The sequence below is a fragment of the Thermobifida halotolerans genome (assembly GCF_003574835.2).
In the GTDB taxonomy this organism is placed as follows: domain Bacteria; phylum Actinomycetota; class Actinomycetes; order Streptosporangiales; family Streptosporangiaceae; genus Thermobifida; species Thermobifida halotolerans.
Map to the genome: position 1 here is coordinate 1,640,859 of NZ_CP063196.1, position 20,828 is coordinate 1,661,686.

The 20,828-nt window shown below is 70.3% G+C and carries 20 protein-coding genes; 14 read left to right on the forward strand and 6 right to left on the reverse strand.

What is annotated here, in order from left to right; translation table 11 throughout:
* Positions 1–54 precede the first annotated feature (54 nt).
* On the reverse strand, positions 55–636 hold the full coding sequence (locus NI17_RS07305; protein ID WP_119267727.1) for a TetR/AcrR family transcriptional regulator: 582 nt from the start codon (positions 634–636) through the stop codon (positions 55–57).
* Positions 637–714: 78 nt separating this feature from the next.
* On the opposite strand from NI17_RS07305, the gene NI17_RS07310 reads away from it, so the two are divergent.
* From NI17_RS07310 to NI17_RS07340, 8 genes are all read left to right on the forward strand, one after another.
* On the forward strand, positions 715–2,499 hold the full coding sequence (locus NI17_RS07310; protein ID WP_068693194.1) for an ABC transporter ATP-binding protein: 1,785 nt from the start codon (positions 715–717) through the stop codon (positions 2,497–2,499).
* A gap of 29 nt (positions 2,500–2,528) precedes the next feature.
* Entirely contained in the window at positions 2,529–2,906 is a 378-nt protein-coding gene (locus tag NI17_RS07315) for an arsenate reductase family protein (protein ID WP_324609975.1), read from the forward strand.
* 384 nt (positions 2,907–3,290) lie between these two features.
* A complete protein-coding gene (locus NI17_RS07320) occupies positions 3,291–4,103 on the forward strand; it encodes a TIGR02452 family protein (RefSeq protein ID WP_119267726.1) in 813 nt (270 codons plus the stop codon).
* 95 nt (positions 4,104–4,198) lie between these two features.
* Positions 4,199–4,840, forward strand: coding sequence for a DUF302 domain-containing protein (locus tag NI17_RS07325; RefSeq protein WP_084012789.1), 642 nt, complete (start codon positions 4,199–4,201; stop codon positions 4,838–4,840).
* Between the two features lie 64 nt (positions 4,841–4,904).
* Entirely contained in the window at positions 4,905–5,813 is a 909-nt protein-coding gene (locus NI17_RS07330; protein ID WP_068693190.1) for a hypothetical protein, read from the forward strand.
* 155 nt (positions 5,814–5,968) lie between these two features.
* Positions 5,969–6,418: a zinc finger domain-containing protein gene (locus tag NI17_RS07335; RefSeq protein ID WP_234402092.1), complete on the forward strand. Its 450-nt coding sequence runs from the start codon at positions 5,969–5,971 to the stop codon at positions 6,416–6,418.
* Positions 6,415–6,762 (forward strand): recombinase family protein, encoded by a 348-nt coding sequence (locus tag NI17_RS24640; RefSeq protein WP_369974898.1) that lies wholly within the window; start codon positions 6,415–6,417, stop codon positions 6,760–6,762. The genes NI17_RS07335 and NI17_RS24640 overlap by 4 nt, the downstream gene beginning before the upstream one ends.
* Entirely contained in the window at positions 6,696–6,857 is a 162-nt protein-coding gene (locus NI17_RS07340) for a hypothetical protein (RefSeq protein WP_199860145.1), read from the forward strand. Before NI17_RS24640 ends, NI17_RS07340 begins: the two co-directional genes overlap by 67 nt.
* A 74-nt stretch (positions 6,858–6,931) precedes the next feature.
* Here NI17_RS07340 and NI17_RS07345 read toward each other — a convergent pair whose 3' ends face one another.
* From NI17_RS07345 to NI17_RS07355, 3 genes are all read right to left on the reverse strand, one after another.
* Positions 6,932–8,065 (reverse strand): hypothetical protein, encoded by a 1,134-nt coding sequence (locus NI17_RS07345; protein ID WP_068693189.1) that lies wholly within the window; start codon positions 8,063–8,065, stop codon positions 6,932–6,934.
* A 106-nt stretch (positions 8,066–8,171) separates the two neighbouring features.
* On the reverse strand, positions 8,172–9,998 hold the full coding sequence (locus NI17_RS07350) for a Tn3 family transposase (protein ID WP_068693188.1): 1,827 nt from the start codon (positions 9,996–9,998) through the stop codon (positions 8,172–8,174).
* Positions 9,995–10,579 (reverse strand): DUF4158 domain-containing protein, encoded by a 585-nt coding sequence (locus tag NI17_RS07355; protein WP_068693187.1) that lies wholly within the window; start codon positions 10,577–10,579, stop codon positions 9,995–9,997. The genes NI17_RS07350 and NI17_RS07355 overlap by 4 nt, the downstream gene beginning before the upstream one ends.
* Positions 10,580–10,820: 241 nt before the next feature.
* Between NI17_RS07355 and NI17_RS07360 the strand changes: the two genes are divergently transcribed.
* Positions 10,821–11,666 (forward strand): alpha/beta fold hydrolase, encoded by an 846-nt coding sequence (locus tag NI17_RS07360; RefSeq protein ID WP_234402091.1) that lies wholly within the window; start codon positions 10,821–10,823, stop codon positions 11,664–11,666.
* 133 nt (positions 11,667–11,799) lie between these two features.
* On the opposite strand, the gene NI17_RS07365 is transcribed toward NI17_RS07360, so the two are convergent.
* Complete coding sequence (locus NI17_RS07365; RefSeq protein WP_068693186.1) at positions 11,800–12,435, reverse strand: MBL fold metallo-hydrolase; 636 nt, start codon at positions 12,433–12,435, stop codon at positions 11,800–11,802.
* 43 nt (positions 12,436–12,478) lie between these two features.
* Positions 12,479–12,949, reverse strand: a complete 471-nt coding sequence (locus NI17_RS07370; RefSeq protein ID WP_068693185.1) for a VOC family protein — start codon at positions 12,947–12,949, stop codon at positions 12,479–12,481.
* Positions 12,950–13,139: 190 nt separating this feature from the next.
* Between NI17_RS07370 and NI17_RS07375 the strand changes: the two genes are divergently transcribed.
* The 5 genes from NI17_RS07375 (at position 13,140) to NI17_RS07395 (ending at position 20,440) form a co-directional block, all read left to right on the forward strand.
* Positions 13,140–13,673, forward strand: a complete 534-nt coding sequence (locus tag NI17_RS07375; protein ID WP_068693184.1) for a DUF1697 domain-containing protein — start codon at positions 13,140–13,142, stop codon at positions 13,671–13,673.
* A gap of 726 nt (positions 13,674–14,399) precedes the next feature.
* The gene (locus NI17_RS07380) at positions 14,400–15,527 is read left to right on the forward strand and encodes a Gfo/Idh/MocA family protein (RefSeq protein WP_068693183.1); all 1,128 of its coding nucleotides are present in this window, start codon (positions 14,400–14,402) and stop codon (positions 15,525–15,527) included.
* 161 nt (positions 15,528–15,688) lie between these two features.
* Positions 15,689–16,711: a sugar phosphate isomerase/epimerase family protein gene (locus tag NI17_RS07385; protein ID WP_068693182.1), complete on the forward strand. Its 1,023-nt coding sequence runs from the start codon at positions 15,689–15,691 to the stop codon at positions 16,709–16,711.
* 687 nt (positions 16,712–17,398) lie between these two features.
* Positions 17,399–19,489, forward strand: a complete 2,091-nt coding sequence (locus NI17_RS07390; RefSeq protein ID WP_068693181.1) for a prolyl oligopeptidase family serine peptidase — start codon at positions 17,399–17,401, stop codon at positions 19,487–19,489.
* 84 nt (positions 19,490–19,573) lie between these two features.
* Positions 19,574–20,440, forward strand: coding sequence for a cytochrome c biogenesis CcdA family protein (locus tag NI17_RS07395; RefSeq protein ID WP_068693205.1), 867 nt, complete (start codon positions 19,574–19,576; stop codon positions 20,438–20,440).
* Positions 20,441–20,828: the final 388 nt, after the last annotated feature.

The window sequence follows — 20,828 nt, forward strand, 5'->3', positions numbered from 1 at the left end:
TCCCGGCCGGACGGGGAGGCCCCGTGAGCGCTTCCAACTCCGCACCGCGCTCCCTCAACTCCCGGCCGACACGGCCTTCCTGAGGGTGCGCAGGCACAGCGACAGCGCGTCGTACCTGGCGGCCCTCTTCTCGTGGCAGTGTCCCAGTGCCGCGATCAGCAGCGCCCACAGCACCTGCTGGATCCAGACGGCGTCGAGGTCGGGGTCGAGGACGCCCTGGTCCTGGCCCCGGCGGATCAGCCGCAGTACGGCCCGGTCCCCCTCGGTCTCCTGCCGCCACCTCTCGTAGTCGAGGAACTGGGGTTCCCGGCACAGCAGCATCAGCGCGTCGTCGAGTTCGAAGTAGGCGTGGCAGAGCCGCTCCAGCGCCTCCCACACGCCGCCCTCGTCGAGCCGGGCGTCCGTGACGGCGGACTCGGCCCGCTCGAGGAGGTCGCGGTCGATCGCGGTGAGGAGGTCGGAGCGTTCGGGAAAGTAGCGGTGGAGTGTGGTGCGCCCCACTCCGGCCGCCGCCGCGATGTCGCCCATCGAGGCGGAGAGGTCCTGGGAGAGGACGGAGACCGCGGCATCGAGGATGGCACGGCGGGTGCGCGCGCGGGGGCCGGACTCAACAAGCAGGTCAGAAGTCTCTCCCATGCCCAATAAGATAACCCGGCCGTCCCGTTGTGAAACTCATGTTGCCCAATGTGGAACGCTTGTGTTCCAATATTGGTCATGACAATCCCAAAAGAAGAGGCGGCTGTTTCGCGGTCGTCCCGTTCCTCCCGTCTGGGAGTGCTGTGGTCGTTCGCCCGACCGCACACAAGAACCCTGCTGGCCGGGCTCGCCCTGGCGCTGCTCGGCTCCGCCACGGGCCTGGCGGCCCCCATGGTCACCAAGTGGGTGCTCGACTCGCTGGCCGCCTCCACCTCCATAGCCCAGCCGGTCCTGGCGCTGCTGGCCCTGCTCGTGGTCGGTTCGGCGATCATGTGCTGGCAGTGGATCCTGCTGGGGACACTGGGGGAGCGCATCGTCCGCCAGGTGCGCGAGTCGATGGTGCGCCGCTTCTTCCGCGCCACGGTGCCCGCGGTGACCGGCCGCCCCACCGGCGAACTCGTCACCCGGGTCACCTCCGACACGGTGCTGCTGCGCGAGGCGACCGCCTCCAGTCTGGTCCAGTTGGTCAACGGCGCGGTCATGTTCGTCGGCACCCTGGTCCTGATGGGGGTGCTCGACCTCGTGCTGCTCGGCGTGACCGTGGCGGCGGTGGCCGTCGTCGCCGTGCTGTTCGCCGTGCTCATGCCCACCATCGCCAGTGCACGCGAGCGGGCACAGGAGCACCTGGGGCTGCTCGGCGGCACCCTGGAGGGCTCGCTGCGGGCGATCCGCACCGTCAAGGCCAGCCGCGCCGAGGAACGGCAGGCCGAACGGATCATCACCGACGTGGTCGCCTCCGCCGACCACAGCGTCGGCGCGGTCCGCAGGGAGGCCGGTGCGTGGACCGTCGCCTGGTCCGGCATCCAGTTGGCGATCATCGTGATCCTCGGCCTGGGGGCCTGGCGGGTCGGTCAGGGAGTGCTGGACGTGTCCAGCCTGGTCGCGTTCCTGCTCTACGCCTTCACCCTCATGGACCCCGTCACCCAGCTCAGCCAGAACCTCACCAGCCTGCAGTCGGGGCTGGCCGCCGCCGAACGCATCCGCGCGGTCGAGGACCTCGACACGGAGGAGTCACCCGCGGCGCGGCCGGCACCGGCCGCCGCGGCGCCCGAGAAGACGCCCGTGCTGGAACTGCGCGGCGTCACCGCCGCCTACGGCCCCGACGCCGAACCCGCGGTGCGCGACGTCGACCTGGCGATCCCCCGCCGCGGCCACACCGCGGTCGTCGGCCCCTCCGGCGCGGGCAAGACCACCCTGTTCTCCCTGCTGCTGCGCTTCCTCGAACCCCAGGGCGGCCAACTCCTCCTCGACGGGCGCCCCTACCGGGAGCTGTCCCACGACCAGATCCGGGCCCGCCTGGCCTACGTGGAGCAGGACACGCCGGTCGTGCCCGGCACCGTCCGCGACAACCTCCTCTTCTCCCGCCCCGAGGCCACCGAGGCGGATCTGAGGCGCGTCCTGCACCAGGTCCGCCTCACCGAACTCGTCGACTCCCTCGACGGCGGACTGGACACCCCGCTGTCGGCCACCTCGGTGTCGGGCGGACAGCGCCAACGCGTCGCGCTGGCCCGGGCCCTGTTGTGCGAGCCGGACGTGCTGCTGCTGGACGAGGCCACCGCCCAGCTCGACGGGCTCACCGAGAGCGCGATCCACGACTGTATCCGGGAGCGCTCCCGAACCGGTGCGGTCGTCACGATCGCCCACCGGCTGTCCACGGTGATCGACGCCGACACCATCGTCGTCATGGAGGCCGGACGGGTACGCGCCCGCGGAACCCACACGGAACTGCTGGCGACGGACGGACTGTACCGGGAACTCGTCGAGGCCCTGCGCATCGCGGAGAGGACCGCGGCGCCGGGCTGAGGGCGGGACCGGTAAAGGCGCCCGGCATCATGAGACGCATGGAGATCTGGATCAACCCGGCCTGTTCCAAGTGCCGCTCGGCGCTGTCGCTGCTGGATGCCGAGGGCGCGCACTACACGGTGCGCCGCTACCTGGACGACCCGCCCGACGCCGCCGAACTGGAACGGGTCCTGGAGCAGCTCGGTCTGGAACCGTGGGACATCACCCGGTTGGGGGAGCGGCGGGCGCGGGAGCTGGGCATGGCCGACTGGCCGCGCACCGAGGCCGACCGCGGCCGGTGGATCGACGCGCTGGCCGCGAACCCGGTGCTCCTCCAGCGGCCCATCATCACCGCGGAGGACCGGGCGGTGGTGGGCCGCACCGAGGAGGCCGTCCGCGGGGTGTTGGGGGCAGTGCCGAGAAGTTGAGAGGGAGTTCCGGGAAGCCCCGGCCCAGGAGAGGGTTCCCCCTGGACCTGGGAGTGCCGTGCGGCCTCGCCCCAGGGAGGTGTGAGACCCCGGCCCGAGGTGGGGTCTCACACCGCCTCGGGCCAAGGGAAGTTGTGAGGTGGCCCGGACCCCCGGGGGGCAGGGTTTCCCGACCCTCTCGGGCCGGGGCCACCCGGGACGCTCCCTGACAGCGCCGTGGCCAGAACACGGCGATCGGGACGAGCGGGCCGGCCGATTCGGTCACGCCGGTCGGGCGAGCAGCAGTCGGCGGTCCAGTCTGCCGGCGGCCCCACCGTCGGAGACTCCGGCGCGGCCCCCGCGGGTAGGGTGCGACGACGAGAACCCGAGACCGAGGAGCCCGGCATGTCGAGGATGCTGCGCGACCGCTGGCAGGAGACCCGGGAGGCGTTCGAGCGAGGCTGGTACGAGGTCGGCGGGCGCCGCGTCGACCTGTCCGCCCATCTGGAGCGGATGCACGAGGGGACCCGGCTGTACCTGCCGGGCGAACCCGGCGGACACGTCCCCGCCGCGGTGGCGGACACGCGCGTGGAGGTGACCGGCGAGACCACCCTGCGGGCCGTCCTCCGCCTGGCGGATGAGCGGGGCGACCAGGTCGCCGCGCTCAACTTCGCCTCGGCCCGCAACCCCGGCGGGGGAGTGGCCAACGGGGCCCAGGCCCAGGAGGAGAGCCTGGCCCGCTCCAGCGCCCTGTACGACAGCCTGGTGCGCTGCCCCGAGTACTACGAACACCACCGCGAGCAGCGCACCCTCCTCTACAGCGACCGGATCATCTACTCGCCCCACGTGCCGGTGTACCGCCGCGACGACGGCTCCTGGCTGGAGGAACCCGCCGTGGCGGCGTTCCTCACCGCGGCGGCGCCCAACCGGCGCATGACCGAGCGCAACCGGCCCCACGAGGCCGCGCTGATCCCCGAGACGCTGCGCACCCGCGCCGGGGCGGTCCTGGCCGTGGCCGCCCGCCACGGCCACACCCGACTCGTGCTCGGCGCGTGGGGCTGCGGGGTGTTCGGCAACCGCCCCCGCGAGGTCGCCGACGCCTTCCGCGCCCACCTCACCGGCGGTTTCGCGGGTGCCTTCGAGCACGTGGTATTCGCGGTCCTGGACCCCGCAGGCGCGACACGGGAGGCGTTCGAGCCGCTGGCCGAGCAGACCTGAGCGCACCGGAGAGCGGCGGCCGGCCCGACCGACGCCCGTCCCCGGTACGTGGACGGACCCGCCAGGGAGAGGCCGGGCCGAGTCGAGGAGGGGCCATGGACTACGCCCGCACGATCACCCTGGACGTCCCCTGCGACCAGGCCGTGCCGGAGGTGAAGGAGGCCTTCGCCGCGCAGGGGTTCGGCACGCTGACCGAGATCGACGTACGAGCCACGCTGCGGAGGAAACTGGGCCTGGAGACGCAGCCCTCCATCATCCTGGGGACCTGCAACCCGGAGTTCGCGCGCCGGGCGCTGGAGACCGAACCCGAGATCGGACTGCTGCTGCCGTGCAACGTGGTGGTGCGCACCCACGGCGGCCGTACCCTCGTGCAGGCCATGGACCCGCAGGTCATGGTGAGCGTTCCCGAACGCGATGGACTCCGCCCGGTTGCCGAGGAGGCCGGGCGGAGTCCGGGCGGCCCTGGACGCCTGAACCGGGTACTCGCGGAGGGCAGGAACGCGGACGCACCCGCGGGCCACGTCCCCCTCCCGGGGTGGATTCGCAGGTGCATCCGCCACCGATTTCCGGTTTCCGGATGTCGAGAACCCGGCAGCGGCGCCGACCTCCCGGTGACGGCGCGCCCCGGGGCGCGAAGGATCCACCGAAGCGGGAGACCACCATCAGGGAGTCGGCGGCCGAGGTCCTGCTGTTCGGCGGCTCCGCGCCGGCCGTCCGCCTCACCGAGCACGGCGTGATCGACGAGTACGCGGTCTTCGTCCACCCCGTGATCCCGGGCGGCAGCACGCCGGTTCCCGAGTCGTGCTGCCGCGGCACCGGTACCCCCATCGCAACGGCACGACCACGGCGTACTGGAGCGAGCCGGAGGTCGCCGCGGCCTACCGCGACAGGTTCACCGGGATGCAAGACCGGGCCGAGCGGATCGAGCGCTACGAACAGGACCTTGCACAGGTTCTGGACACCACGAAGCGCACCTTCCTCATCGTGTCGCTCCTGCCGGACCGCTCCGGCACGATGCAGATAGACGCCCACACCGCAGACGCTTTCAACCGTGAGGTCCTCGGTCAACAGCCGATGATCATGGGAACGTCGCGGACCTGGATGCGAACCCGGGTGGGTCCCCGGCGGCTCTTCGCCAGTACCAGTTCAGTCAATCGGGAGACAGAGTCACAGTTCGCATGCGAGCTCCACGCTGACGGGGGCGGAGCCTTGGCCAACCCTGTCAGTGAACGCCGCGACCAGTTCGGGGCACCGAGTGAAGGCTCCCTCCTCGGGGATGAGACGCTGGTGCTCGGCATCTTGAGCAGCCTGCGCTTCCTGGGACGCCACGCCCGGGACCGGGCCGCCACGACGGGGACCGCAGTCGTGCGTGCCACCATCTGTCCGGCCTCCACCGAGGCACCGGCCAACCTCATCTTCGAGCGCGGCGACTTCGATGATGCTGCCAGGGAACGGACAGTACGGAGCACTCCGGTGGCCAACGCCGTGGCCGACATTGACCTACTCGCCGAAGACGGACCGGAACTGGTCGCAGCTGCCTACCGTCTGGCCAGCGACCTGTTCCAGGAGTTCGGCCTGGCCGAAGCGATCCAGCTCACCCGGGAAGAGGCCCTTCGCCGCCGATACTGGAGCCAAAGGGCCCGCCCCCAACTGGAGACATGGGCGGAGCAGGCCGGTATCGAATGGGTCGACGAGACTGTTCCGCTCTAGCGGTCCCATGGGGTGCCCGAAAGCCTCTCACAAACGACCGGTTGTGAGAGTTCTGTGAGAGGGCCGGTGCGCGCCCGGTTTGCCCAGGTGATCGTTCTCAGAACCCCTCTCAGAACTCCTGTGTTCTGCGAAGGGGTTCTGAGAGACTCCTGATCATGGAGTCGACACCGGATCAGGTCGCGAACGCGGTCGAACGCCACGACTGCCCCAAGTGCGAAGCCCCGGCCGGGAGCGCGTGCCGTACCCGCAGTGACAGGACCGCGGTCAAATACCACACCGCCCGCTTCATCCTCGTGCCCGCGCTGCGCAAGGAACTCGAGGTCGGTGTTCCCGAGGACCGGGGCCCCGGCAAGCCGTGGAAGCCAGGGCCAGCGCTCGAGCACGCGCCCATGACTGAGGCATCCAGGGCGCCGATCCGGATCGGCTACGCCCGCTGCCCCACCGCACAGCAGGAACTTGCCAGCCAACTCGAGGCGTTGGAGGCGGCGCACTGCAAGAGGATCTTCTCCGAGAAGATCAGCACCCGCGTCAAGGTCCGCCCCGAACTCGAGGCCGTCCTGGCACTGGCGCGCGACATCAAGCAGGCCGCCCCGACCAGCCGGTGATCCTGACCGTCCACGAGCTCAAGCGCCTAGCCCGTAACGCCGCCGAGCTGATGGCGCTCTCCGCCCAGCTCCAGGCCGACGGTGTTCGGCTCGAACTGCTCACCGGGCCGCTCACGGGCGTCTACGACCCCAACGGCATGGGCTCGATGCTCTTCGCTGTCCTAGCCGTGGCCGCCCAGCTCGACCGCAACTACATCCGCGAGAAGACCCTCGAGGGGCAGGTCGCCGCCGCGGCCAAGGGCAACCATGGCGGGCGCCCAAGGTCTTCGACGATGACATGCTCCTCTTCGTCCGCGCGCTCAGGGACAAAGGCGTCCCCGTCCCCGAGATCGCCAGGAAGCTGACCATCAAGACCGGCAAGAACATCGGGAAGAACCCCTCGGTCGCTTCTGTCTACCGAGCGCTGGCCGCCAACGACTCAGAGGACATCGACTGCTGACCTCAAACATTTAGGAATTTTCGCCTGGCCTGTGGTTTCAATGGGTCCAGTCAGAGCTTTCGGTCAAAGCCGGTTCAGTAGAAGGTGACCAACTCCACCTGCCTGTTCTCTGGAGTGAACTTCAGGCCGAGGTCGAACGCTTTATAATCACCGCCTTCGACCTCTAATTCCACCCGAGCGCTGTACATGAGAGCGCCATACTCATACCGCAGGTTGTAAAGGTGCCCTTCCGACACCAGCGCGCTGAGCATGGATTCCAGAGCAGGTCGATCCAGGAGATCCAAGCCCGCAGCCTGAAGCGAGGCCAATTTTTTATCATGCAGGTACTCGTACCTGCCGGGTGTCATCCAGATCGTCGGTTTCTCCACGAACGGAGCCTCAGGGCTGAGCGTGGCCAGGGCCGCATATGAGTCGTGCGCGTTCCTGCCGCTCAGGTGGGTGTTGATGCGATAGCTCAGAAAAGGGAGGTACAAGTCAAGACGGATGCCAACGGGGGTATATCCATGCTCATGGAAAGGCAACCCGATCGGGTTGGGCGCTTCATCCTCGTAAACCCCGTCGAGGATCTTGTCACCCACGCGCATCCCCACGTTGGGCAGGGACATCCCCAGGTACTTCTTCAAACTGTTGCGGCGAGTGCAGTCAGCGTACCCGAAGTAGGCTGGGTGTTGCTGGGCGGCCTTCCTCATCTCATCCGCCTGCACTGCTGACAGGTTCTGGATATAGACGCAGTAGACCATGACGGGATCCGATAGCGTGAAAGGCCGGTGGTAGACAACGGTCTCCTGGAACGCCCGAGAGACCTCCTCGGTCGTCCCGTGGACGATGTCGCCACGAAGAATAGAATTAACCGGAACTCCGTTCCTCGTCTTCGGTAGGGCCGGAATCCACGCTTCGGCAATGTCGAGAGCGTAGAGCCCACGCGAACGAGCGGATGCCACCTGAGAATCGAAGAGCAGGGCGATTTCCTTGCGCTCGCGTGTGGGCATCAAAGCCTTGGCCACACTCTCGTACCCAACACCCTCACGTTCCAGTTCACGGGCGAGTTGGAGGTGGGCCGCCCTCATCATCCGGTGAAACCCGTCGTGGTCAAGGTGAAAAAGTCTCTTCGTCTCTGTGAGTAGACTGCTGTTGTGGGTCGTCACAGAATAAATTCGAAACGGGCTGGAGAGCAACTTGTCCCAGGTCAGTTCCTTCTCGTTGGACATCCTGACTCAATTCCATGGAAGATAAACGGTATCCAGACTCGGCTGGATCTGCCTGATTTAGAATGCTGCGTCCATGGTAGTGAGGTAGGCCTCGGCCAGCACAGGGCTAAACGTTTCTGGTTTGCCTCAGCGCCCTGGCTTCACGGGTATCGAAGTGGGGATGGGAGCGCGTACGTGGTGACGGGACCACTGGGCAGCGTGTGCCCATGTCAGAAAGCCTGACATGGGCACACGGATCACTACTCAGGTGCATCGAGTCGCGCAGCGTGCCGGGCACCACCACCCCGCCCAGGCCCATCACCCGGTCGTTGACGACGTTGAGCCAGGTCGCGCCGCGTTTGCGCAGCCCGAAGTACTTGGGGTTGGCGCGGGCGTGCAGGTTGCCGGTGGGGACGATGAACCGCATGCCGTCGGCCGAGGCGATCAGCCCGCCGCCCCACGCCTTGACGATGCCGATCTTGGCCTGGGCCTGGATCAGGCGGGCGTTGGCCGCGCTGATGGTCTCCGCTCGCAGGTAGGCCTGGTCGACCTGCTGGAGCCGGGCCAGGGTCAGGGCATCCACGCCGGGTTTGGCCACGGGGGTCAGGCCGATGTTGCACGCCTCGGCCACCAGCAGCGCGCACAGGCTCACCTCGAAGCCGTCCATGTGCGCGTCCGCCCCGGAGATGTGGGTGAAGTCGCGGGGGAAGCCGGTGCGGGCGCCCACTTCCATGAGCAGGTCGGGGAAGTCCAGGCGGGGCATCATCGCGTCCACCAGGGCGCGGAACTCCTTCATCAGCGGCGGCTCGGCCAGGGCGTTAAGGGCCTCCACGCGCAGCTTGCCGCCGTCGAACTGCACGGCGGTGTTGGTGCCCAGCCCGTCCAGCACCCGCACATAGCCCGCGTCCAGCGCCGAGGCGAGCTCGGCCAGGTGGCCGGCGGGCTCCTCCTCGAGCTTGAGGGCACGCAGTACCCGGGGGCGGGTCTGCTCCCACCGCTTCCCCGTCAGCAGGTGGGCGCGGGGGTCGCTCCACCGGTCGGCGCCTTGGGTGAAGACGTCGCGGCGGCGCAGCGCCCGGTGTAGGTGCTCGATCACGCACAGGATGAACGCGGCTTTGTCCACCCGTTCCCCCTCCAGGTCGGGGTTGGCGTAGATCAGCCGCTTCCAGGAGCCGGTGACCAACTCGGCGTGGGCGGCGATGTCGCCGGTGCGCACGTGCTTGCGGCTGCGCGCGATGGCCGCTGCGGTGCGCAGAGCCTCCAGCACCGGCTGTCCGGCCTCGGTGGCGTCGAAGGCGATCACCTCCACCAGCAGCTCGATGAAGCCCTGCACGGTGCGGTAGCGCTTGACGAGCCGGGCCCGCCACGCGGCGGCCGCGTCGTCGTCCTCGGGCACCTGCTCGGCCACGGTCTTGACCGCGTCGATGAGCTTCTCGCGCGGCACGACCTCCTCGATGGCGTTCCACACCTCGGCCAGCGACACCACGCGGGTTCCGGTGGCCTGCGGGGTGTGGATGAGCACGTCCACGGCGGCCGCCATCTTCTTGGCCGCGGCCTTCAGGTCCGGCAGGGCACGCAGCTTGTCCTCGTTGCCCTCGCGTTCGGCCTTGTTCAGCAGCTTGGAGGAGATCAAAAGGTCCAACACGTCCAGGGCGTCGTCGACCGAGGAGGTCTCCAAGCGGTGGACAGTGGCCAGCAGTGTGGCCGTCTGTCGGTTCTCCTCGAGGTCACGCAGGGTCGGGGCCTTGGACTTGAGCCCGTATTTGGCCAGGGTGTCCAGCTTGACGGCGGGCACATCCTCGAGGTTCACCCGTCCGGTGCCCAGGCCGCCGATCTCGGAGGTGCGGTCCAGGGCTTCGACCATGGACTGGCTGGAGACGCGGGTGGGTTCGGTGCGCAGCCGCTCGAGTTCGGAGAACCGCGCCCCGTCGGGTACCTGGAGCAGGCCGGTCATGCTCGAGCGGACGGTGTCGGGGTGCGCTGGTGCAGGGAGGCGTGCAGGCGGGCGTTCTCACTCTTGCGGACGTTGGTGACCACGCGGGCCAGCACGGTCATCCCCGGCAGCAGGACCTTCTTCTGCACCAGGTGCATGATCGCGCGGTCGAACAGGGTGCGCGGCCCGTCCTCGGTGGCCCACACCCGGGCGGCCAGGTACTCGCGCAGACCCTTCTCACCCTCGCTGAAATCGGTGTAGCCGAAGGTGTCGCGGATCTCCTGGGCGTGCTCGTAGGCGGTCTGCCAGCGGCGGCGGTACTCGCCCACACAGGCGGGGTCCACGCCGAGCTGGTCGGCGACGAACGGCACGACCCCGTCGGGGACGCCAGTGGGGTTGTCGGGCAGGAACATGCCGAGCATGCGCACGGTGCCCCATTGCAGGGCCCACCCGAGCTTGGTCGCCGGGAGGCGCTTGGTCGCGACCTCCTTGAGCGCCTTGGCGTCCAGGCGGAAGAATTGCTCGAGGTCGCCGATGGAGACTTCGTCGGGGAAGCGGGCGTAGCGAGCGATCTGCTCGTCGGAGAGGAACTCGTGAGACATGGGCCAGAACGTATGGCCCCCGAGGTGCCCAGAATCGTCCCGTCACCGAACCGAAGCGGAGGTCAGGCCGCTAACGGGAATTTCTTCGGCGATCCTCCTCGCCCCCCGGCCCGTCCCCCGGGAGGGGCGGACCGGACCGGTGGTCCCCACCGCTTCGCGAGGCATCCACAGCGGAGTTTCCCGGCCCCAGCGGCAGGGGTACGGCGGTCAGGCGGGTCGGTCCTGTCCGGAGCGCGTCCGGGTGTCAGTGGCGCTCCGCGACGTCGGGGAGGCCGAAGTCGCGGAGATCGAACGAGAGGGGTGGACGGTGGCGACAGCGGTGTCACACGACGGTACGCGGATCGGGTTCGAGCAGACGGGAACGGGGCCGACACTCGTCCTGGTCGACGCGGCGAGCGGGTTCCGCGAGTTCGGGCCCATGAGGTCCCTGGCGGGGCACCTCGCCGACAGGTTCGCGGTCGTGACCTACGACAGGCGCGGACGCGGCGAGAGCGGCGACACCCCGCCGTACGCGGTGGAACGGGAGGTGGAGGACCTCGCGGCCGTGATCGAGGCGACCGGAGGAGAGGCGCTCGTCCACGGATTCTCCTCCGGGGCGGCTCTGGCCCTGCTCGCGGCGGCAGCGGGACTGCCGATCACACAGCTCTCCCTGCTCGAACCGCCGATCGACCTCGACCGGCCCGCGCAGGAGAGCAGCCTCGCGGCCGAGATCGACGCGCTCGTCGCCGCGGGCCGCCGGGCCGACGCGGTCGAGCACTTCCAGACGAGCATCGGGGTGCCCGCCGAGATGGTCGCGGGAGTGCGGCAGACCCCCTTCTTCCCGGTGCTGGAGGGCATCGCGCACACGCTCGCCTACGACAGCCGGATCACCTCGGCCCTCTCCCCGGCCACACTCGCCTCCGTCACCGTGCCGAGCCTGGTCATCGACAGCGAGGCCAGCGACCGGAGGCTGCGCTCCTGGGCCTCGGGCGTGGCGGCGGCCCTTCCCCGGGGCCGCCACCTGTCCCTCAGCGGAACGTGGCACGGCGTACCCGACGACGTGCTGGCCCCCGCGCTGGCCGACTTCTTCCACGACGGAACCGCCTGAGCGGACACGCGTTTCCCGCCGGGAAGCTCCCGGGAGAGGGGGCCACAGCCCGGCGACCGGGGGGACAGGGCCGAAAACGCCTGCCCCACCCGGCCGCCCCGTCGCCGCCCCCGCGGCGTTTCCGCGGAAAACGTCAGAGTTCCACGCTCTCACCGGGCCGCAGCCTGCGGACGTCGGCGCCCGACCGTCTGGCCTCACCGGCGAGCACCCCGTCGAAGACCGCGAGGCCCCGCTCGTTGAGCAGTCCGTCGTGGACCGCGTAGGCGCGGCGCGGTGCCACCGCGCGCAGGTAGCGGACCAGGTCGGCCACGGTCAGCCAGGGAGCCTGGAGGGCGGGCAGCACGGTGGGCGCCTCCACCACGGTCCACGCGTCGCCGGGGTGGAAGACCTCGCCGTCGACGAGGAATCCGACGTTGTCGATCGGAGGCACGTCGGGAAGGTTCATCCGGTGCTTCTCCCCGGCGGCGACGACCTCGAACCCGGCGGCCGGGAACGTCTCGCCGTCGCGGACCACCCGCACCCGGTCGCCGAGGTCGGCCAGCTGGCGGGCCGCCCCCGGGCAGGTGTAGACCGTCAGCTCCGGGTTGTCGGCGGCGGCCGCGCGCAGCCGGTCCGGGGCGAGGTGGTCGAAGTGCTCGTGGGTGACGAGCACGGCGTCGACACCGGTCAGCGCGTCGCTCTCCGGGGTCATCTCTCCGGGGTCGATGACGAGGGAGCGGCCGTCCTTCTCCAGTCGCACGCAGGCGTGGCCCAGTTTGGTGAGTCTCATGCCCCCATCCTTCCCCGTCGCCCCGGGGCGACGGGTACCCCGGTCAGCGTCCGGCCGCGTCCAGCAGCCCCCGGATGTCGATCTTCCTCATCCCGAACAGAGCCTGCGTGACCCGGACGGCCCTGTCCGGGTCGGGGTCGTTCATCAGTTCGGTCAACTGCCGGGGAACGATCTGCCACGACAGGCCGAACCGGTCCTTCAGCCAGCCGCACTGCGACTCCTCGCCGCCGTCGGTGAGCCTGGCCCACAACTCGTCGACCTCCTTCTGGCTCTCGCAGTCCACGTACAGCGAGACGGCCTCGGTGAAGGTGAACTGCGGACCGCCGTTGAGCGCGATGAACCGCTGCCCGGCGAGTTCGAAGACCACGAGCATGACCTGTCCGGCCCGGTCGGGCACCGCCTCGTTGTAGCGCTGCACGTCCACGATCCGGGAGTTGCCGAAGACGGACGTGTAGAAGTTCGCGGCCTCCTCGGCCTGGTCGTCGAACCACAGGTAGGTGGTGATCTTCTGCATGGCAGCCTCCTCGGCTCCGTGGGAGTTCCCCGGTCGCTCAATCCCACCAGGGGGCTGTGACAGAAAACCGGCGTGTTCAAACCTGACGCGGGATGTCACTTCCGTGCCGTACAAGAGCAGCGGGCACGTCGCCGTCCCCGGACCGGGACGAAGCGGTGCCGAGGAGCCGTCGAGGGAAAGGGACGAGGCCGTGACCAGGTATGCGGCGCTGCTGCGCGGGGTCAACGTCGGAGGCCACCGGAAAGTACGGATGGCCGATCTGCGGGCACTGCTGTCGGGACTGGGGTATGACGCCGTGGCCACGCTGCTGCAGAGCGGCAACGCGGTCTTCACCGCCCCCGACCAGCCGGAGGAGCGGCTCGCCACCGCCATCGAGGAACGCGTCGCCGCCGAGTTGGGCATGCGGGTCACCGTCGTGGTCCGCACCGCCGAGGCCCTGGCCCGGGTGGTGGAGGACCTCCCCTTCCCGGTGCGCGACCCGGCCCGGTGCGCGGTGGCGTTCCTGCCGGGCCCGGTCGACCGCGAACGGCTGGCGGGCCTGGACCGGGCCGCCTTCGCCCCCGAGGAGTTGGCGGAGGGCCGGCGGGAGCTCTACCTGTACTTCCCCAACGGCCAGGCCCGCGCCGCGCTGCCGTCGCTTCTGGACCGCCACCTGGCTGTCCCGTTCACGATCCGCAACTGGAACACCACCACCAGGCTGCGACTTCTCGCCGAAGAGGTTTAACCCGCCCCGTTTGAGAGATCTCTTCACCGGCCGGGGTTTCTTCTCGTTTGGAGGGGAGAGGAACCCCCGGCCCGCGCCGATGTGCCCGGGCCGCACGGACGACAGAACTTCGCGTCCGTGCGGCCCGGGCGACGTTGGGCGCCGCGTTGGCGTGACGATCCAGCACGCTTCCCCATGCCCGGCACGTCCGAGTGCGGATGTGCGGGGGGGGGCGTTCCTGGTGTCGCGGGTCGAGCAGGTCCGGCCGGGTTCGGCGGCCTTGTGCGTCGGCCACGCGGGAGTGGGCGCGGGCAGGTCTTCTCTCCGCAGCGGGTGTTGGCACTGAGCCGCACCGCCTGGTGGCGGTCCTTCCTCGACCGGTAGGTGGACGGGCCTACTCTTGGGGCTTCGTGTGTGCCTTTGAGGGAGGCGAAGAGGTTGCGGTAGACCGGGGCGCCTGTTCCGTGCATCCGAGGATGCCACGGCGAGCCGATGCGGGAATCCGAAACGGCCCGGCCTTCTGGACAATAAGTGATCTACACCGTAAAGGAAGGGGTGTTATTCCTTCCAACCGGTCGACACCGGAAGCAGAGAACACCGATTCCCGCAGAGAGACGACGACAGAGCATCTCCAGGTGTGGTGGGCGGGCGCAGGACAGAGGCGTAGGGTGTCGACGGTCCTGCGCTCCGATTCCGGTGTGGACACAAGCGTCCACACCGGAATCGCTCCCATGGAGAGGAACCCGAATGTCCGTATCCGCGCCGCTCAGTGTGGCGATCGTCGGCACCGGCATGATCGGCGCCGTCCACGTGCGTGCCGCCCGTGACGCCGGAGCCCAGGTCACAGGTGTCCTCGGCTCCTCCCCGGAACGATCCGAGGAGTACGCCCGACGCTGGGGGATCAGCCGGGCCCACCCAGACCTGGACGACCTCGTCGCCGCTCGACCGGACGTGGTCCACGTGTGCACCCCGAACGCGTCCCACCACCACTACGCCAGGGCACTGCTGGAGGCGGGCCTCCACGTCATCTGCGAGAAGCCGCTCGCGACCGGCGCGGCCGAGGCCGAGGAACTCGCGGCGGTCGCCGCGAGGACGGGACTGGTCGCCGCCGTTCCCTTCGTCTACCGCTACCACCCGCTCGTCCGGGAGATCCGGGCCCGCCGCATCCGCGGCGACTTCGGCGACCTGAACCTCGTCCACGGCTCCTACCTGCAGGACTGGCTACTCGACCCCGATACGTCCAGTTGGCGCGTCAGCGCCGCGCACGGCGGGCCCTCCCGGGCCTTCGGTGACATCGGCTCCCACTGGTGCGACCTCGTCGAGTTCGTGACCGGCGAACGGTTCACCGAGGTCATCGCCACCACCCACACCGCCTACCCCACCAGACCGGAACCCACGGGCCCCTCGTTCTCCGGTGCCACGGCAGGCGCCGCGCGGATCACCGTCGACACCGAGGACAGCGTGACGGCGATGTTCACCACGAGCGGCGGAATCCCCGTCTCGACCGTGGTCTCCCAGGTCGCCGCCGGACACAAGAACCGGCTGTGGTTCGAACTCGACGGCTCGCGCGGATCGGCCGCCTTCGACCAGGAGAACCCCGAGCAGATCTGGCTGGGAACCGCGGACGGCGCGCTCACCCTGCGTCGGGGAGAGGGGGCGCTCTCCGCCGACCAGCGTCGGCTCACCCGGGTCCCCGCCGGTCACGCCCAGGGCTACCCCGACGCCTTCGCCGCCTTCCTCGCCGACAGTTACGCCGCCGTCAGGGGCGAGGCCCCGGAGGGGCTGCCCACGTTCGACGACGGCGTGCGGTCGGCCCGCATCGTGGACGCGGTGCTCGCCAGCGCCCGCGACAGGGCGTGGACGGCGATCCCCTGACAATCCGCTCCGGTGCGGTGGGCGCCCCGACCACCGCACCGGAAAAACCGCACTTCACGGTGGGTGAGCGTGCCCGCAGAGGGGTAGCCGCCGCGGACGGATCCGGGACCCTGGTCCGCCGCACCCGTGCGGCGCCGCTCCGTCTGGGGAGGAGAATCGCGATGACGTCGACGCATCCGGTCACGCTGTTCACGGGACAGTGGACCGATCTGAGCCTCGAAGAGGTCGCCGCACTCGCGTCGAGGTGGGGTTACGACGGGCTGGAGATCGCCTGCTCCAGCAGCCACCTCGACGTCTGGCGGGCCGCCGAGGACGACGCCTATCTGCGGGAGCGACAGGACATCCTCAAGCGCTACGGGCTGGGGGTGTGGGCGGTCTCCAACCATCCCGCGGGCCAGGCCGTCTGTGACGACCCGATCGACTTCCGTCACCGGGACATCGTCGAGGCCAGGACCTGGGGGGACGGCGACCCCGAGGGGGTGCGGCAGCGCGCGGCCGAGGAGGTGGGACTGACCGCGCGGGTGGCGCGCAGGATGGGCGTCGACACGGTGGTCGGGTTCACCGGTTCCAGGATCTGGAAGTACGTGGCCATGTACCCGCCGGTGTCCTCCTCGGTGCTCGACGCCGGCTACGAGGACTTCGCGGCGCGGTGGAACCCGATCCTCGACGTGTTCGACGCGGAAGGCGTCCGGTTCGCGCACGAGGTGCACCCCGGCCAGATCGCCTACGACTACTGGACCGCTGCGCGGACGCTCGAGGCCGTCGGGCACCGTGCCGCGTTCGGGTTCAACTGGGACCCCAGCCACATGATGTGGCAGCGCGTCGACCCGGTGGTCTTCATCACCGACTTCGCCGACCGCGTCTACCACGTGGACTGCAAGGACACGCGGCTGCGGCCTCCCGACGGGCGCCGCGGCGTCCTCGGCTCGCACCTGATGCGGGGGGACCTGCGGCGGGGGTGGGACTTCGTCTCCGCCGGGCACGGGGACGTGCCCTGGGAGGACTGCTTCCGCGCGCTGCGGTTGACCGGCTACACGGGGCCGGTCTCGGTGGAGTGGGAGGACGCGGTCATGGATCGGATGCGCGGGGCGGCCGAAGCGGTCGGTTACGTTCGCTCGCTGCTGTGGGCCGCCTCCGACAGCCAGGAGTGGGCGGATTCGGCCGGGAGTGGGGGGCGGGGGTAGGAGGTCAGCCCGGTGTCGCCGAGGCGGGGCTGTCGAGGATGTGCTGGAGGTGGGGCAGGGGCCGGGGCCGCCACGAGTGCCCGCCACCGCGGGCGCAGCTGCGCGCCGGGGGATGGGGGGACGCCGACATCGGCGGCATGCTCTTCGCCTGCACGACGGTGGCGGTAGCGGCTTGACCCGTGTGGGACGCGGTGGAGGAGGTGACCGGAGGGCCGGTGCGTACCTTCCGTCAGTGGGTCGCCGACCACGCCGAGGACCTCCGGTGATCCGACCGCCTCGGACCGCTCCGTCCGCGGCGCTCCTGCGGCCCGTGGCGGCCGCTACGCCGGAGTGTGGCCAGGCTGCTGCCCGCCGGATCGGGAGGTGACCGCCGCTGTCGCGGTGCATGTCGGACACGGGGGATTTCGGCGGTGAAGTGCTTGCGCACACGCGCCCGCGGTGTGATTGACATCCCCACCTCGGATTGTAACTATCTGTAGTCGGCAGAGTCCGATAAGTGATTGGAAGGTGTCATGGCCGAGCTGCCCGGGATCCTCATCGACCTTCTCGCCGACGAGGTCGTCCACCTGGAGGGATGGCGTCTGGAGCTCATCGAGGGCGACCTCGACTGAGTATCCGGACCGTGACGGAGGCTCCTCGACCCGCTCGGGGAGCCTCCGTCGTTGCCTGACCGAGGAGAAGCCAACCATGGCAGAGCAGACAGCGCGGCCGTCCACCGGCCACCCGCCCGCCCGACGCGAGGCCGTCGTCGACGAGCTGCACGGGCGCGTCGTGGCCGACCCCTACCGGTGGCTGGAGGACGGGGAGTCGGCCGAGTGCCGGACGTGGCTGGCCGACCAGGAGGAGCTGTTCACCCGACACGCCCGCACGTGGCGGTGCCGGGACGCCTTCGCGGCGCTGTTGGAGGAGCTGACCGCTGAGGGGGGCGCCGCCGTCCCGGTGCTGTCGGTGCCGGTGGTGCGGGGAGGCCGCCGCTTCCTGCTGCGCCGCGCCCCCGGACAGCAGTTGCCCGTGCTGGTGGTCACCGACGCCGACGGAGGCGAGCGGACGCTGCTGAACCCGCTGGACCTGGACGCCTCGGCCACCACCACCCTGGACGCCTGGCGTCCCTCGTGGACCGGTGACCTCGTCGCCTACCAGGTCTCGCACCGGGGCGAGGAGCGGCCGACGCTGCGGGTGCTGGACGCCGCCACCGGACGCACCGTCGACGGCCCCCTGCGTCCGGGCCGGGCCACGCCGGTGGCCTGGCTTCCCGACGACACCGGCTTCTACTACGTCGACACCCCTGACGGCTCGTCGGCCAGGCGGTTGCGGCTGCACCTGCTCGGCGACGCCTCCCGCGACGACGCCGTGCTCTTCACCGTCGACCTGCCGCAACTGTCGGTGGCGACCAGCCCGGACGGCCGGTGGATGATGCTGAGCGCCGCCCCCGGGGCCACCTCCGGCAACCTGCTGTGGCTGGCCGAGACGGCCACGGACCACCTCGCCCCGAGGCTGGTCCACGACGGCACCGGCGACGGCACCCGCGCGGTGGTGAAGTTCGGCCCCGACGGGCGGATCTACGCGGTCACCGACGCGGACGCCCCCTTCGGGCGGTTGTGCGCCGTTGACCCGGACGCCCCCGACTCCGCGCGGTGGCGCACGCTCATCGCCTCCGCGGCCCCGGCGGTGCTCACCGACTGTGTGGTGCTGCGCGAATCCGACAGCGGACGGATGCGCCTGCTCGTCAGCTACTCCCGGCACGGCGCGGCCGACCTGGTGGTGCACGACGCCGACGGGACCCGGCTCGGCCGCGTCCCGCTGCCGGGCCCCGGAACGGTCCTGCGGCTGTCCGCGCCGCCCAGTGGGGCGGCGGAGGCGTGGTTCGGCTACACCGACTTCGTGACACCTCCCTCCGTGTACCGCTTCCGCCTGGGGCAGGGGGTCAGCGCGGCCCGCCCGTCGGTGCGCGACCGGGGACCGTGGCCCGCCGTCCGCCAGGTCACCTACCCGTCGCACGACGGCACGCCGGTGCGGATGCACCTGGTCGGGCTGCCCGGCGACGGCGTGGGGCCACGTCCGACCCTGTTGACCGCCTACGGCGGTTTCGGTGCCTCCAGCGTCCCCGGCTACTCGCCGGCGGTGCTGGCCTGGGTCAGGGCGGGCGGGCTGTACGCGGTCGCGCACGTGCGGGGCGGCGGTGAGGGAGGAACCGCGTGGCATGCCGCGGGCAGGGGGCGCCACAAGCCCAACGCCGTCGCCGACTTCGTCTCCGCCGCCCGGTGGCTGGTCGCGCGGGGGTGGACGTCCCCTGACCGGCTGGCTCTCAGGGGTGCTTCGCACAGCGGGCTGCTGGTGGCCGCCGCGCTCGCTCGGCACCCCGACCTGTGCGCGGCTGCCGTCTGCTCCGACGCGGTGACCGACATGGTCCGCTACCCCCGTTTCGGGTTGGGGCGGCTGTGGACCGAGGAGTTCGGCACCGCCGAGGATCCGGAGCAGCTCGACGTGCTGCTCGGCTACTCGCCCTACCACCGTGTCCAAGACGGTGCCGCCTATCCGGCGGTGCTGTTCACCTGCGCCCGCACCGACCCGCGTGTGGACTCGCTGCACACCCGCAAGATGGCCGCGGCGTTGCAGCACGCCACCTCCGCGCGGCGGCCCGTGCTGCTGCGCTGTGAGGCCGACGTCGGCCACGGGGCGCGTTCGGTGGCGCGCTGGATCGGTCTGCAGGCTGACATCCTCGCGTTCTGCGCGACCCACACCGGGCTGCGCCTCCCGCACGCCGACGACCGCTGCTGACCCCGGGGCGGGTGCACGCGGCCCGGGGCGCACCCGCCCCGGGGGGCCGCCGATCCCCGCCGGGAGTGGGGGATGATACCGGCCATGGACATCGGGTACCTGGCCGCGCTCGCCGGGGGAGCGCTGGCGCTGTTCAGTCCGTGTAGCGCCCTGCTGCTGCCGTCCTTCTTCGCCTACGCCTTCCGCACTCCCGCCCGCTTGTTGGCGCGCACCGGCGTCTTCTACGCGGGGCTGTGTGCGGCCCTGGTGCCGCTGGGCATGGGGTCGGCGCTGGTGAGCACTCTCTTCTACGGGCATCGGGAGGCGCTGGTCACGGCCGCGGGCACGGCCGTGATCCTGCTGGGGGTGGCGCAGGTGCTCGCTCCCGGTTCCGCCTGGGGGCTGCCCGCCCGCTGGCAGGCGCGGATCGGTGGGCGGACGGGCGCCGTGTCGGTGTTCGGGCTGGGGGCGGTCTACGGCCTGGCGGGGTTCTGCTCCGGTCCGGTGCTGGGTGCGGTGCTCACCGTGGCCGCGACCGGGACCGTGCTGCGTGGCGCGCTGCTGCTGGCCTGCTACGCGCTGGGCATGGCGGCGCCGATGTTCTTCCTGGCCGCGCTGTGGGACCGCTGCGACCTGGGACGTCGGCGCTGGCTGCGGGGACACCTTCATACGGTCGGTCCGCTGCGGCTGCACACCACCGGCACGGTCTCGGGGCTGCTGTTCGTCGGCGTCGGCGTGCTGTTCGTGGCCTACGACGGAACCGCGGCGCTGGGCGGGCTGCCGGGGCTGGGATGGTTGGAGGAGGCGGCCTACCGTGCCCAGGAGCCCCTGTTCGCGCTGGATGCCCGCGTCGATCTGGCCCTGCTCGCGGTGGTGGGGGCGGTGCTGGTCGGGGTGGTGCTCCGCCGTGTCCGCCGGGACCTCGGTGGGCGCGGCAGGGGAGAGGGCGCCTCCGGCGGGGACGGGCGGTGAGGGGACAGGGGCCGTGAACTCCCCGGTCGCGCCGCCTTGGTGGAGCCGAGGATGAGATCATAGAAATCTTCGTTGTAAAGGAGGCAGTTTCTTAATAGAAAGACAAACGGATCGAGGTTTGAGTGCCAAGTCCGTGAAAATCGAGGTATTCCACAGAATCATCCAGGAACGAGCCACCACCGGCAGTCGGTGGTGGCCCGCTTCGGACGGCCGATGCGGAATGCCCCACCCCTCCCCGAGTTCTCCGCGAAGACCCCCGTGCCCACCGCAGAACCCAATACTCACACCTCAGAGAGACCACGAATGGAAAACACGGAAAAAGACAGAAAGCAGAGGCAACATGAGCGATCCGCAGACAGAAGAACCGGGGAGAGCGGTTGGTTCTCCA